This is a genomic window from Salipiger sp. CCB-MM3 (assembly GCF_001687105.1).
Classification (GTDB): domain Bacteria; phylum Pseudomonadota; class Alphaproteobacteria; order Rhodobacterales; family Rhodobacteraceae; genus Salipiger.
In genome coordinates, this window is sequence record NZ_CP014595.1 from 896,028 (window position 1) to 910,282 (window position 14,255).

The following is a 14,255-nucleotide window of genomic DNA, read 5'->3' on the forward strand; positions in this document are numbered from 1 at the left end:
CAGGCATTTGCCGGATCCATAGCGGGCGATGCTGCAGCGCCGAAGGATCGCCCCGACTTTCCATGGTTGGAAAGCGACATGCGAAGCGAAGGGGGCGCTGCCCCCTCGGCGCGGCGCGCCTCACCCCCGGGATATTTTCGCCAAGAGGAAGGGAACTTTCCCGCCATCTCCTTGGTTTGGGGGCTGTTACCGCCTTCGCCGGCAGCCCGGAGCGATGTTTTCAAACCGCCCGATTCCCGGGCAGCGGCCGTGCACACGCGATTTCACGCGCATTTGCGTAAGGGGGGGGCTTTTTTGCTCGCCCGTCCGGCCTTATAAGACCCCGGCCTTCGCTCGCAGGGAGTCGAGGGCCAAAATGCGTATTTCTGGGGCGGGACTACTTAATGTTTGGACTGGACAGACTCATGGGCGCCTTCTCGGCGGACATGGCCATCGACCTCGGCACGGCGAACACGCTGGTCTACGTGAAAGGTCGCGGGATCATTCTGTCCGAGCCGTCGGTTGTGGCCTATCACGTCAAGGACGGCGTCAAGAAGGTGCTGGCCGTTGGCGAGGATGCAAAGCTGATGCTGGGGCGCACCCCCGGCTCGATCGAAGCGATCCGGCCGATGCGCGAAGGCGTCATCGCGGACTTCGACACAGCGGAAGAGATGATCAAGCATTTCATCCGCAAGGTGCACAAGCGCTCGACCTTCTCGAAGCCGAAGATCATCGTCTGCGTGCCGCATGGCGCCACGCCGGTGGAAAAGCGGGCGATCCGCCAGTCGGTGCTGAGCGCCGGCGCGCGCAAGGCCGGGCTGATTGCCGAGCCGATCGCCGCGGCCATCGGTGCGGGCATGCCGATCACCGATCCGACCGGCAATATGGTCGTCGACATCGGCGGCGGCACCACCGAGGTGGCGGTTCTGTCGCTGGGCGACATCGTCTATGCGCGCTCGATCCGCGTCGGCGGCGACCGTATGGACGAGGCCATCGTCAACTATCTGCGCCGTCAGCAGAACCTTCTGGTGGGCGAAGCCACCGCCGAGCGGATCAAGACCTCGATCGGCACCGCGCGCATGCCCGACGACGGGCGTGGCAGCTCGATGCAGATCCGTGGCCGCGACCTGCTGAACGGCGTGCCGAAGGAAACCGAGATCAGCCAGGCCCAAGTGGCCGAGGCGCTGGCCGAGCCGGTGCAGGCGATCTGCGAGGCGGTGATGTCGGCGCTTGAGGCGACCCCGCCGGATCTGGCGGCGGATATCGTCGATCGCGGCGTCATGCTCACCGGCGGCGGCGCGCTGCTGGGCGATCTCGATCTGGCGCTGCGCGAGCAGACCGGTCTTGCCGTCTCCATCGCCGAAGAGAGCCTGAACTGCGTGGCACTCGGCACCGGCAAGGCGCTCGAGTACGAAAAGCAGCTGCAGCACGCGATCGATTACGACAGCTGATCGCTTTGCGGACGGCTGCGACTGCGGCAGAACTGTTGGAGGGCGCGCGGCACGGCTATGCGCCCTCCTCCGCGGCCTGTAGGACACAGGCTCCGAAGGCGGCTCCAAGGCACGCTCCGGCGTGAAGAACATGGCGAAGAACGGCAGCAATGGCGAAGACTATTCCGGCCCGCTGAAGCGCCTGCTTCTGGCGGTGCTGATCCTGTGCCTTGCGGGGCTGTTCATCCTGTGGCGGATCGACAGCCCGCGGGTCGAACGCTTTCGCGCGCAGGTGATCGACACGGTGATGCCGGGCTTCGACTGGGCGATGGCGCCGGTGACCGGCGCAGTGAAGATCCTGCGCGACTTCCAATCCTACCAGCGCATCCACGAGCAAAATCAGGAACTCCGGCGCGAATTGCGCCAGATGACCGCGTGGAAAGAGGCGGCGCTGCAGCTCGAGCAGGAGAACGCCAAGCTGCGCGACCTGAACAATGTGCAGCTTGATCCCCGTCTGACCTATATCACCGGCGTGGTGCTGGCCGACAGCGGCTCGCCGTTCCGGCAGTCGGTGCTGATCAACGTGGGCTCGCGCGATGGCATCGTCGATGGCTGGGCCACGATGGACGGCATCGGGCTTGTCGGGCGCATCTCGGGCGTCGGCAATAACACCGCGCGGGTGATCCTGCTCACCGACGCCACCAGCCGCATCCCGGCGACGATCCAGCCCTCGGGCCAGCGCGCCATGGTGGTGGGCGACAACAGCGCCAACCCGCCGATCGACTTTCTCGAGAACCCCGATCTGGTGAAGCCCGGCGACCGTATCGTCACCTCGGGCGACGGCGAGGTCTTTCCACCGGGCATCCTGATCGGACAGGTGGCGCAGGATCCGGGCGGACGTCTGCGGGTCCGGCTCGCCGCCGACTACGAGCGGCTGGAGTTCCTGCGGGTGCTGCGCGACCATGGCGCACGCCGGGTGAATGCCCCCTCTGGGTTGATCCTGCCCGAGCATCCGCCCGAAAGCCGCGCCCCCGAGGCCGAGACCGATCCCACCGTGCCGCCGCTCAGCGACGTGCAGGAGGACGGGGCGGAGGCCGGAAATGGCTGAAAGCAGCCGCCCGGCCAAGGTCTGGATGATGCGCGCCACCTTTGTCGCACTGGCTTTTGCGCTGATCTTCTACCATCTGCTGCCGCTTGACCTCATGCCCGCGAGCTATGCCGGTCCCGACGTGCTGACCGCCCTGTGCTTTGCCTGGGCGCTGCGCCGGCCTGACTATGTGCCCGCGCTGCTGGTGGCGGCGGTGATGCTGCTGGGCGATCTTCTGTTCCAGCGCCCGCCCGGTCTCTGGGCGCTGCTGGTGCTGATGGCCACGGAGTTTCTCAAGTCCCGCGACCGCCCGCGCCGCGAAACCACCTTCTTGCAAGAGTGGATCGCCGTGGCGGTGGTGCTTGCGGTCATCACGATCCTGTTCCGGCTGGCGCTGGCCCTCTTGATCGTGCCCGAGGGAACGTCTTTCCTAGCGCTCATGCGATACGCCATGACGGTGATCTGCTATCCTTTGATCGTCCTGCTGTCGCAGGGGCTGTTCGGCGTCCGCCGCATGGCGCCGGGCGATTTCGACCACGCGGGGAGGCCGATGTGAAACGCACCCAGAAGGACAGCGCCGACAGCTGGCGCAGGATTTCGCGCCGCGCGCTGCTGCTGGGCGGCGCGCAGCTTGGTTTTGCCGGGATGCTCGGGCTGCGCATGCACCACATGCAGGTCGATCAGGCCGATGAGTTCCGCCTGCTGGCCGAAGAGAACCGGATCAACATCCGCCTGATCCCGCCGAGCCGGGGCCGCATCTTCGACCGCAAAGGCAAGGTCGTCGCCGAGAACACGCCGACCTACCGCATCACCATCGTCCGCGAGGATGCCGGCGACGTCGAGGATGTGATCGCCAAGCTCTCGGCACTGGTCGAACTGGACGAGGACGAGCTTAACCGCGCGCTGGCCGAGATGCGCCGCTCGGCGCCCTTCCTGCCGATCACCATCGCCGACCGCGTGAGCTGGGAAGCAATCAGCCGCGTCGCGGTCAATGCCCCCGCCCTGCCCGGCGTCACGCCCGAAGTCGGCCTTTCGCGTTTCTATCCGCAGCACGGCAACTTCGCCCATGTGGTGGGCTATGTCGGCCCGGTCTCCGAGCGCGATCTTGCCAAATATGAGGACCCCGAGCCGGTGCTGCGCATCCCGCGCTTCCAGATCGGCAAGGTTGGGGTCGAGTCGAAATACGAGGAACAGCTGCGCGGCAAGGCCGGTGCTAAGCGCGTCGAAGTGAACGCCGTGGGCCGCGTCATGCGCGAGCTTGACCGCCGCGAGGGCGACAGCGGCGCAGACATCCAGCTGACCATCGATGCCGATCTGCAGGACTATGTGCAGGCTCGTCTGGGGCATGAATCCGCCTCCTGCGTGGTTATGGACGTGGAAAAGGGCGATCTGCTGGCGATTGCCTCGGCCCCCTCTTACGATCCCAACAAATTCGTGCGCGGCATCTCGGTGGGCGACTATTCGATCCTACGCGAGAACGATCACCGCCCGCTGGCGTCGAAAACCGTGCAGGACGCCTACCCGCCCGGCTCGACCTTCAAGATGGTCACCGCGCTGGCGGCGCTCGAGGCTGGCGTGCTCTCGCCCGACGACACGGTCTGGTGCCCGGGTCACATGGAGGTCGGCTCGCGCCGGTTCCACTGCTGGAAGCGCCGCGGCCACGGCCACCTGAACCTCGAACAGGCGCTGCAGCAAAGCTGCGACGTGTTCTTCTACGACGTGGCTTTGAAGGTTGGCATCGACCGTATCGCCGACGTCGGGCGGCGGCTGGGCCTTGGTGCCTCGCCGGATGTGCCCATGTCGGCGGTCACCTCGGGCATCATGCCCGACAAAGACTGGAAACAGCGTGAGCGCGGCAAGGGCTGGCTGATCGGCGATACGGTCAACGCCTCGATCGGACAGGGCTTCGTGCTGACCTCGCCGCTGCAGCTGGCGATCATGACCGCGCGCATCTCGACCGGGCGCGAGATCCACCCGCGGCTGGTGAAGACAATCGACGGCGTCGAAACCGAAGTTGTCGGCGGGCAGGACCTCGACATCAACCCCAACCACCTGCGCTGGGTACGCAAGGGCATGTCGTCGGTGATGAACACCTCCCGCGGCACCGGCTATCGCTCGCGTTCGGTGGCCGAGGGCTACGAACTCGCGGGCAAGTCCGGCACGGCTCAGGTGCGCAACCGCGTGGTCAGCAACGAAGACGTGCCATGGGTCGAGCGAGATCACGCGCTCTTTGTGGGCTATGGGCCGGTCAACGCGCCGCGCATCGCGGTCTCGGTCGTCGTCGAACACGGCGGCGGCGGCTCCTCGGCGGGGGCCCCCATCCTGCGCGATGTGGCGCTGCAGGCGCTCTATGGCGGCACGCCGCCGCTTGATGCCTACCCTTCGTCCGACCACGAGAAGATCAAGGAACTGCAGGAACGGCTCGATCGCGAGCGCCGGGAACGCGCGGAACAGGTCCGGGGGCGCGCGTGAGCTATCTCGAATATAACGTCAAGACCACGCCCACGGGCTGGCGCAAGGTCCTCTATATCAACTGGCCGCTGGTGATCCTGCTGACCGCCGTGGCCTGCGTCGGCTTTTTGATGCTCTACTCGGTGGCGGGCGGACGGCTCGACACATGGGCCGAGCCGCAGATGAAGCGCTTTGGCCTCGGCCTCGCGGCGATGTTCGTCGTCGCGATGGTGCCGATCTGGCTCTGGCGCAACCTGTCGGTGCTCGCCTACCTCGGCTCGCTGGCGCTGCTCGTGGCGGTGGAACTTTTCGGCACCGTGGGCATGGGCGCGCAGCGCTGGATCGACATCGGCTTCATGCGGCTGCAGCCCTCCGAGCTGATGAAAATCTCGCTGGTGATGGTGCTGGCGGCCTATTACGACTGGCTGCCGCTGAAGAAGACCTCGCGCCCCCTCTGGGTGTTCTTGCCGATCCTGCTGATCCTCGCACCCACCGGGCTGACGCTGATCCAGCCCGACCTCGGCACCGCGCTGCTGCTGATGATCGGCGGCGGTCTGATCATGTTCCTCGCCGGGGTACATTGGGCCTATTTCGCGGTGGTGATCGCCGCGGGCGTGGGCACGATCTACACGGTCTTTGAGTCGCGCGGCACCGATTGGCAGCTGCTCAAGGACTATCAGTTCAAGCGCATCGACACGTTCCTCGATCCCTCGACCGATCCGCTTGGCGCGGGCTATCACATCACGCAGGCCAAGATCGCCATGGGCTCGGGCGGCTGGACCGGGCGCGGCTTCATGCAGGGCACCCAGTCACGGCTAAACTTCCTGCCCGAAAAACACACCGATTTCATCTTCAACACGCTGGCCGAGGAGTTCGGCTTTGTCGGAGGCATGTCGCTGCTGACGCTCTACGTGCTGATCCTGCTGTTCTGCATCTTTGCCGCGCTGCGCAACCGCGACCGCTTCTCCTCGCTGCTGACGCTGGGCATCGGGCTGACCTTCTTCCTCTATTTCGCGGTCAACATGTCGATGGTCATGGGCCTCGCGCCGGTGGTCGGCGTGCCGCTGCCGATGGTCAGCTATGGCGGCTCGGCGATGCTGGTGTTGATGATCGCCTTCGGACTGGTACAGAGTGCCTGTATCCATCGGCCCCGCTGAGAACTATCAAGGACTTCCATGACCACCACCATCCTCTTCGCCGCCCCGGAAGACGCCTGGGACGCCTATCGCGCGCCGCTGACCGAGGCGCTGGACGCCACCGGGATCGACTACCGCCTCGCCCGCGACATTCCCGCCGAAGAGGTCGATTACGTGGTCTACGCGCCCTCCTCGGGCCTGACGGACTTCACGCCCTTTCCACGCCTCAAGGCGGTGCTGAGCCTCTGGGCCGGGGTCGAAAAGATCGTCGGCAATCCCAAGCTCACCGTGCCGCTGGCGCGGATGGTCGATGACGAAGGGCTGACTCAGGGCATGGTGGAATATGTCACCGGACATGTGCTGCGCCACCACCTTGGGATGGACGCGCATATCGTGAACCCGGCGCATGCCTGGGTGAACAAGGCGCCGCCACTGGCGCGCGAGCGTCCCGTCACGGTGCTGGGCCTCGGCATGCTGGGCCGCGCCTGCGCCCGGCAACTGGCGCAGATCGGCTTTCCGGTCACCGGCTGGAGCCGAACCCCGCGCGAGATCGAAGGCCTGCGCTGCCTGTCGGGCTCCGAGGGGCTGAGCGAGGCACTGGCGGGCGCGCAGATCGTCGTCACGCTGCTGCCCTTCACCCCGCAGACCGAGAACACGCTGGGGGCCACAGAGCTTGCGCAGCTGGCGGAGGGGGCCTGCATCGTCAACCCCGGCCGCGGCCAGCTGATCGACGACGAGGCCCTGCTGGCAGCGCTGGACAGCGGCCGTTTGGGCCACGCCACGCTCGACGTGTTCCGGATCGAACCGCTGCCGCAGGACCATCCGTTCTGGGATCACCCCAAGGTCACCGTCACGCCGCATATCGCCGCCGAGACGCGCGCGGACTCGGCCTCGCGGGTCATCGCCGAGAACGTGCGGCGCGGCGTCACAGGCGAGCCCTTGCTGCATCTTGTGGACCGGGACGCGGGATACTGATAAGGCGCGGCGCATCTGAACTGGAGATGCTGCCGCCATGCCCCTGCCCGAGACCTTCGATCGCTCGCTGAAGATCGCCCCGTCCATCCTGTCCGCCGATTTCGCCAACTTCGGCGCCGAGATCCGCGCCGTCGAGGCGCAGGGCGCCGACTGGATCCATGTCGATGTGATGGACGGGCATTTCGTCCCCAACCTCACCTTCGGCCCGCCGCTGGTCAAAGCGATCCGCCCGCATATCTCGACGGTGATGGATGTGCACCTGATGATCGCGCCGGTGGATCCGTACATCGAGGCCTTCGCCGACGCCGGTGCCGACATCATCACCGCCCATCTCGAAGCGGGTGCACACACCCACCGCACGCTTCAGGCGATCCGCGCCACCGGTGCCAAGGCGGGACTCGCGCTCAACCCCGGCACGCCGGTCGAAGCTGCCGCCCCGCTGCTTGATCTGTGTGATCTCGTCTGCCTGATGACCGTGAACCCCGGCTTCGGCGGGCAGAAGTTCATCCACAGCCAAGTGGCACAGGTGCGCAAACTGCGCGAGATGATCGGCGATCGCGAGATCCACATCGAGATCGACGGCGGTGTCGATCCCAGCACAGCGCCGCTGGTTTTCGAAGCTGGCGCCGATGTGCTGGTCGCAGGCTCTGCCGTGTTCCGCGGCGGCTCAGTCGAGAACCCCGCGCCCTACGGCGAAAACATCCGCGCCATCCGCGCCAGCGTCGGCGCCTGAGCCGTCTTCTCGAACCTCCCGCTGGCGGCGCGCTCCGGCCTGCCTCCGGCGGCGATATTTACTCCAAAAGGAAGCCCGAGATTCGCTCCTTCCTCTTGGCAGAAGTATCCCGGGGGGAGGCGCGCAGCGCCTTGGGGGCAGAGCCCCTCTCCTCTCTGACCCTCTATCGGACATAAAAAGGGCGCCGCGATCTCTCGCAGCGCCCTTTTTCGTGCCTGGCTTTCAGAGCTCAGTGCCCGCCGAGGATGCCCGTACGCACGTGATAATCGGCGGCCAGCGCATAATCGGGATCGTCATCGCTGTCGACCACCAGATGCCCGGCCTTGGTCAGCAGGCGGTGGCAGTCGCGCGACAGGTGGCGCAGCTGCAGCTTCTTGCCCGCGGCTTCGTATTTCGCCGCCAGCGCCTCGATCGCCTGCAGCGCCGACTGGTCGACCACGCGGCTGTCGGCAAAATCTACGATCACCGACTTGGGGTCGCCGTCGACGTCGAAGATCTCGGCAAAGCCATCGGTCGAGCCAAAGAACAGCGGGCCCTGGATCTGGTAGACTCGCGCGCCCTCGGGCGTGGTGTAGCTCTTGGCATGGATGCGCCGCGCGTTGTTCCACGCATAGGCCAGCGCCGAGACGATGACGCCGACGACCACCGCCACCGCAAGGTCTTCAAAGACCGTCACCACGGTCACCAGCACGATGACGAACGCGTCGGTCAGCGGCACGCGGAACAGAATGCGCAGCGAGTTCCACGCGAAGGTGCCGATCACCACCATGAACATCACGCCAACAAGCGCTGCCAGCGGAATGATCTCGATCAGCGGTGAGGCGAAGAGGATGAAGGACAGCAGGAACAGCGCCGCGACAATACCGGCGATGCGGGTGCGTCCGCCGGAGTTCACGTTGATCATCGACTGGCCGATCATCGCGCAGCCGCCCATGCCGCCGAAGAAGCCGGTGACCACATTGGCGGTGCCCTGCGCGATGCACTCTTGGCTGGCGCCGCCGCGCTGGCCGGTCATCTCGCCCACGAGGTTGAGCGTCAGCAGGCTCTCGATCAGGCCGATCGCCGCAAGGATCACCGCGTAGGGCAGGATGATGTGCAGCGTCTCCAGATTCAGCGGCACCGCCGGAATGTGGAACGGCGGGAAGCTGCCCTCGATCGAGGCCATATCCCCCACCCGCGGCACATCGAGGCCGAAGGCGATGACGATGGCAGCGGTCACCGCGATGCCCGCCAGCGGCGCGGGAATGATCTTGGTCACCTTGGGCAGCAGCCAGATGACCGCCATGGTCAGCGCCACAAGCGCCAGCATGGTCCAAAGCTGCAGACCCGAAAGCCATTCGCCGGGCGACACGCCGGGCTGCGCGGTGCCCGGCACCTTGAACTGGGTCAACTGCGCCATGAATATCACGATGGCCAGCCCGTTGACGAAGCCGAGCATCACCGGATGCGGCACCAGACGGATGAACTTGCCCCAATGCAGCGCCCCGGCGATGATCTGCAGGATGCCCATCAGCACCACGGTGGCAAACAGATATTCGATGCCGTGATCGGCGACCAGCGCCACCATGACCACAGCAAGCGCCCCGGTGGCCCCCGAGATCATCCCCGGACGGCCCCCGAGCACTGCGGTGATCAGACCGACGAGGAAGGCGGCATAAAGGCCGACCAGCGGGTGCACCCCGGCGACGAAGGCAAAGGCCACCGCCTCGGGCACCAGCGCCAGCGCCACCGTCAGCCCCGACAGCACATCGGTGCGGATCTGGGCGGGGGTGAGCCGAGTGGTTGGCGAGAGGCTCAGGTCGGGTTTCGAAATGCGGCTGGCGTATCGCGCCAGGAGGGCTTTGGCCATGGAGAGCTATCCGTTCAAACTGTTGCGCGCGGCCTTGCCCATAAGGCACCTCGGCGCATTTCGCCACCCGCGCGCGCGATTTTTCACCAGATGAACGAGGGATGATGCGGATGCGCCAGCGGATCTCGCGCCTCGCGCGAGTGTGAGCCCGTCAAACGGGCAATCCTCGGCCCGCGCCACATGTTGCCCCCACAGGGAGGTCACGTTGCGTCAAGGAGTATCCCGTGAACGAAACCCTCCTTCTGGTCATCGCCGCGCTGATCGTCGGCCTGTCGAAAGGCGGGCTGGCCTCTGCCGCCGCCATCGCGGTGCCGATGCTGGCGCTCTTCATGAGCCCGGTGAAGGCGGCGGCGACGCTGCTGCCGGTCTATATCGTCACCGACTGGATCGGCGTCTGGCTCTATCGGCACAATTACTCCAAGCGCAACCTCGCCATCCTGACCCCGTCGATCGTCCTCGGCGTCGGCATCGCGACGCTCATCACCCCCTACACGCCCGAAAGCGTGCTGCTGCTCTTCACCGGCGCGATCGGCCTTTGGTACTGCCTGCGCACATGGTTCGCGCGCGGCAGCGGCGAAAAGGCCGAGCCCCGCGTCGCCCCCGGCGTGTTCTGGGGCGCCACCACCGGCATCGCCAGTTTCATCACCCACAGCGGCGCGCCGCCCGCGCAGGCCTATCTGTTGCCGCAGCAGCTTCCGAAGCTGCAGTTCGCCGGGACTATCGCCATCTCCTTCGCCGTGGGCAATCTGGTGAAACTGCCGGCCTATTACGCCATCGGCCAGCTTGACGGGCTGAACTGGGGGCTGATCGCCGGGCTGGCGGTGGCGGGGATCATTGGCACCATAGCGGGCCGCAAGCTCACCGCATGGCTGCCCGAGGCGCTCTATATGCGGATCATTCAGGGCTTTCTCTTTCTGCTCTCAGTGATCCTGCTGTTCCGCGGCGCGCGCGAACTCATCGCCTGAGCCGAGCCCCCTTTTCTTCCGCGCGCCGCCAAGGCAGGCTGCGCCCGAAAGGAGAGCAGGCATGACGCAGACGATGATCGGAGTGATCGGCGGCTCGGGGGTCTATGACCTCGACGCATTGGAAGACCGCGCGTGGGTCACCGTCGAGACGCCTTGGGGCGCGCCGTCGGATCAGGTGCTGACCGGCACGCTGGCGGGCGTGAAGATGGCGTTCCTGCCGCGGCACGGACGTGGCCACCGTCTGTCGCCCTCCAGCGTGCCCTATCGCGCCAATATCGACGCGCTGAAGCGGCTCGGGGTGACCGATGTGATCTCGGTCTCCGCCTGCGGCTCGTTCCGCGAGGAGATGGCGCCGGGCGATTTCGTCATCGTCGATCAGTTCATCGACCGGACCTTCGCGCGGGACAAAAGCTTTTTCGGCAGCGGCTGCGTGGCGCATGTCTCGCTGGCCCATCCCACCTGCGCGCGGCTCGGCGCCCATGTGCTGGCCGCCGCCATCGACGCCGGGATCACCGTGCATGACGGCGGCACCTATCTGGCGATGGAAGGGCCGCAGTTCTCCACGCTGGCGGAGTCGCGGATGTACCGCACGCAATGGGGCGCGGATGTCATCGGCATGACGAATATGCCCGAGGCCAAGCTCGCCCGCGAGGCCGAGCTTTGCTATGCCTCGGTCGCCATGGTCACCGACTATGATTGCTGGCACGAAGAACACGGCGCGGTGCAGGTCTCGGACATCGTCAAAGTGCTGCATGGCAACGCCGAAAAGGCGCGCGCGCTGGTCTCGCGCCTGCCCGCGCTGCTGGGCACCGAGCGCGCGCCCTGCCCGCATGGCTGCGACCGGGCGCTCGAGCATGCGCTGATCACCGCCCCGGATGCGCGCGATCCGGCGGTGCTGGCAAAGCTCGACGCGGTGGCGGGGAGGCTGCTGTGAGCTTTGATCTCTGGCTGACCTTCGTCGCGGCCTCGACCGCGCTGCTGCTCATCCCCGGCCCGACGGTGCTGCTGGTGCTCAGCTACGCGCTCTCCAAGGGACGGTCGGTCGCGCTGGCCTCGGCGGCGGGCGTGGCGCTGGGGGATTTCACCGCCATGTCGCTGTCGCTGGCGGGGCTTGGCGCGCTGGTGCTGACCTCGGCCATGCTCTTCACCGCGCTGAAATGGCTCGGCGCCGCCTATCTGGTCTGGCTCGGGATCAAGCTGCTGCGCTCCGCCCCCGGCGCCGGGCTGCGCCTGCCGCACACCGAGATCACCGCCCGCGGCGTATTCCGCCATGCCGCCGCGGTGACCGCGCTCAACCCCAAGAGCATCGCCTTCTTCATCGCCTTCGTGCCGCAGTTCGTCGACCCGGGCGCGGCGCTTTTGCCGCAGTTTGCTTTGCTGATCAGCACCTTCGTGACACTTGCCGCGCTGAATGTGCTGGCCTATGCCCTCGCGGCGGACCGGCTGCGCCGGATGATCGACCGCCCCGCCGTGCTTGCATGGATCACCCGCTCCGGTGGCGCGGCGCTGATCGCCATGGGAGTGCTCACCGCAACGCTGCGCCGCGCCGCCTAAGGCCCGACAGGAACCGACGACCGATGAAACCGCCCAAGAGCATCCCCGACTATATCCGCACCATCCCCGATTACCCGCATGCGGGCATCCTGTTCCGCGACGTGACGCCGCTCTGCGCCGACCCGCAGGGGTTCCGCCTCGCGGTGGACCAGCTTGCGCTGCCCTTCACCGGGCAGAAATACGACAAGGTGCTGGGCCCGGAAGCGCGCGGCTTCCTGCTCGGCGGCGCGGTGGCGCATCAGCTTTCGGTGGGCTTTGCCGCGCTGCGCAAGGCGGGCAAGCTGCCGCCGCCGGTGATCTCGCAAAGCTACGCACTGGAGTATGGCGAGGCGACGGTCGAACTCTCCGAGCATGCGATCACCCCGGGCGATCAGGTGCTGCTGGTCGATGATCTCATCGCCACCGGCGGCACCGCCGAAGCGGCGGTCTCGCTGGTCGAGCGGCTTGGCGGCAATGTCACCGCCGCCGCCTTCATCGTCGATCTGCCCGACCTCGGTGGCCGCAAGCGGCTCGAAGCGATGGGCGTGACGGTGCACACGCTCTGCGCCTATGAGGGTCTCTGAGCGCCTGCCCGCGCGCCTGGCCCGCGCGCTCGGGTCTTCTTCTCTTTAAAAATACGCCGGGGGTGAGCCGCACAGCGGCGAGGGGGCGGCGCCCCCTCTCTACACCCCTGCCGCCACCGACCGCTCCAGCGCCGGGTAGCGCAGCGCCAGCGTCAGCCCGCGCGCAAGGAAAGAGACCTGAAACGCCAGCCACAGACCGTGGTTGCCCATGGGGCCAAGGCTCAGCACCAGCACCGCGGCATAGATCAGCGTCGAGACCGCCATCATATTGCGCATGTCCCCGGCCCGTGTCGCGCCGATGAAGATGCCGTCGAACATGAAGGCCATGATCTGCAGCACCGGCGTCGCCACCATCCACGGCAGGAAGGCCAGCGCCATGCTGCGCACCTGCGGATCCACGGTCATCAGGCTGACGAGCGCGGGCCCGCCGACCCAGAACACCGCCGAGAGCAGCAGCGCAACGAGGCTGCACCAGATCGCCGCCAGTTGCGCGCCGCGGCGCAGCCGCGCCAGATCGCGCGCGCCGACTGCCTGCCCGACCAACGCCTCGGCGGCAAAGGCAAAGCCGTCGAGCGCATAGGTGGTGATCAGCAGGAACTGCATCAGCACCTGATTGGCCGCCAGCGTCACATCGCCAAAGCGTGCGCCGACGAACATGAACGAGACCATAATGCCCTGCAGCATCAGCGAGCGCAGCAGGATGTCGCCGTTGAGCGCCGCCATGTGACGCAAGCGCGCCGGATCGAAGACCCGCGCCCGATTGCGCCAGCCCGCGCCGAGAAACCCGTCGCGGCACAGCCAGATGCCAAGCGCCAGCCCGGTCCATTCGGCGGCGAAGGTGGCGATGGCCACGCCCTCCACTCCCATATGCGCCCAAAGCACCAGCGCCACGTCGAGCACCACATTGACGAGGTTCATGCCCAGTTGCAGCGCCAGCACCGCCCGCGTCCGCTCCTGCGCAATGAGCCAGCCGGTCAGCCCGTAGATCGCCACCGCGGCGGGGGCCGACCAGATGCGGATCTGCATATAGCTGCGCGCCATGGCTTCGACCTCTGCCGAGGCTGGCGACAGCGCGAAGGCGCCGCGGAAAATCAGCGCTTGCAGCGCGATCAGCAGGACCCCGCCCGCAAGGCCGATCAGCAGCGAGCGGGCCAGCAGCGCCGAGACCTCGCAGGCGTCATTCTCGCCCCGCGCCTGCGCGGTCAGCCCGACGGTGCCCATGCGCAGAAAGCCGAACACCCAATAGACCGACGACAGCACCACCGCGCCCACGGCGACGGCGGCGATCGGCTCGGGCTGCGGGATCTGCCCGACCACTGCCGTGTCCACCGCGCCGAGGATCGGCACGGTGATATTCGACAGCAGGATCGGCACGGCGATCTGCAGCACTCGGGAATGGCTCAGCGGGGGCGCCTTGGGCGTGGCTTCAGCGGTCATGATGGCGGATCGCTAGCACCTGCGCGCGGCGGGCGGAAGGGGCCATGACCGCGCAGAGCGAGCGCAGCTGAGGCCCCGGGCGCGATGCGCCCTCAG

General features: G+C 66.8%; 13 protein-coding genes. 11 read left to right on the plus strand and 2 right to left on the minus strand.

Annotated elements, in window-relative coordinates; all coding sequences use genetic code 11:
- Positions 1-383: 383 nt before the first annotated feature.
- From AYJ57_RS04365 to rpe, 7 genes are all read left to right on the plus strand, one after another.
- Positions 384-1,430: a rod shape-determining protein gene (locus tag AYJ57_RS04365; RefSeq protein WP_066101739.1), complete on the plus strand. Its 1,047-nt coding sequence runs from the start codon at positions 384-386 to the stop codon at positions 1,428-1,430.
- Between the two features lie 130 nt (positions 1,431-1,560).
- Positions 1,561-2,517, plus strand: a complete 957-nt coding sequence (gene mreC / locus AYJ57_RS04370; RefSeq protein ID WP_066106645.1) for a rod shape-determining protein MreC — start codon at positions 1,561-1,563, stop codon at positions 2,515-2,517.
- On the plus strand, positions 2,510-3,052 hold the full coding sequence (locus AYJ57_RS04375) for a rod shape-determining protein MreD (protein WP_066101741.1): 543 nt from the start codon (positions 2,510-2,512) through the stop codon (positions 3,050-3,052). The genes mreC and AYJ57_RS04375 overlap by 8 nt, the downstream gene beginning before the upstream one ends.
- Complete coding sequence (gene mrdA, locus AYJ57_RS04380; protein ID WP_066101744.1) at positions 3,049-4,968, plus strand: penicillin-binding protein 2; 1,920 nt, start codon at positions 3,049-3,051, stop codon at positions 4,966-4,968. Before AYJ57_RS04375 ends, mrdA begins: the two co-directional genes overlap by 4 nt.
- Positions 4,965-6,104, plus strand: a complete 1,140-nt coding sequence (rodA, locus tag AYJ57_RS04385; RefSeq protein WP_066101747.1) for a rod shape-determining protein RodA — start codon at positions 4,965-4,967, stop codon at positions 6,102-6,104. The genes mrdA and rodA overlap by 4 nt, the downstream gene beginning before the upstream one ends.
- An 18-nt stretch (positions 6,105-6,122) precedes the next feature.
- Positions 6,123-7,058 (plus strand): 2-hydroxyacid dehydrogenase, encoded by a 936-nt coding sequence (locus AYJ57_RS04390; protein WP_066101749.1) that lies wholly within the window; start codon positions 6,123-6,125, stop codon positions 7,056-7,058.
- A gap of 37 nt (positions 7,059-7,095) precedes the next feature.
- The gene (gene rpe, locus AYJ57_RS04395; protein WP_066101751.1) at positions 7,096-7,791 is read left to right on the plus strand and encodes a ribulose-phosphate 3-epimerase; all 696 of its coding nucleotides are present in this window, start codon (positions 7,096-7,098) and stop codon (positions 7,789-7,791) included.
- Positions 7,792-8,020: 229 nt separating this feature from the next.
- Here rpe and AYJ57_RS04400 read toward each other — a convergent pair whose 3' ends face one another.
- Positions 8,021-9,640 carry a SulP family inorganic anion transporter gene (locus AYJ57_RS04400; RefSeq protein ID WP_066101754.1) on the minus strand — a complete coding sequence of 540 codons (1,620 nt, stop codon included), beginning with the start codon at positions 9,638-9,640 and terminating at the stop codon, positions 8,021-8,023.
- A gap of 224 nt (positions 9,641-9,864) precedes the next feature.
- Between AYJ57_RS04400 and AYJ57_RS04405 the strand changes: the two genes are divergently transcribed.
- From AYJ57_RS04405 to AYJ57_RS04420, 4 genes are all read left to right on the plus strand, one after another.
- On the plus strand, positions 9,865-10,605 hold the full coding sequence (locus AYJ57_RS04405; protein WP_066101759.1) for a sulfite exporter TauE/SafE family protein: 741 nt from the start codon (positions 9,865-9,867) through the stop codon (positions 10,603-10,605).
- Between the two features lie 61 nt (positions 10,606-10,666).
- Positions 10,667-11,539: an S-methyl-5'-thioadenosine phosphorylase gene (locus AYJ57_RS04410; RefSeq protein WP_066101762.1), complete on the plus strand. Its 873-nt coding sequence runs from the start codon at positions 10,667-10,669 to the stop codon at positions 11,537-11,539.
- Positions 11,536-12,159, plus strand: coding sequence for a LysE family translocator (locus AYJ57_RS04415; RefSeq protein WP_066101765.1), 624 nt, complete (start codon positions 11,536-11,538; stop codon positions 12,157-12,159). Before AYJ57_RS04410 ends, AYJ57_RS04415 begins: the two co-directional genes overlap by 4 nt.
- Before the next feature lie 23 nt (positions 12,160-12,182).
- Positions 12,183-12,722 carry an adenine phosphoribosyltransferase gene (locus AYJ57_RS04420; protein WP_066101767.1) on the plus strand — a complete coding sequence of 180 codons (540 nt, stop codon included), beginning with the start codon at positions 12,183-12,185 and terminating at the stop codon, positions 12,720-12,722.
- A 99-nt stretch (positions 12,723-12,821) separates the two neighbouring features.
- Here the strand turns inward: AYJ57_RS04420 and AYJ57_RS04425 are convergent, their stop codons facing one another.
- The gene (locus AYJ57_RS04425; RefSeq protein WP_066101769.1) at positions 12,822-14,159 is read right to left on the minus strand and encodes an MATE family efflux transporter; all 1,338 of its coding nucleotides are present in this window, start codon (positions 14,157-14,159) and stop codon (positions 12,822-12,824) included.
- Positions 14,160-14,255 lie beyond the last annotated feature (96 nt).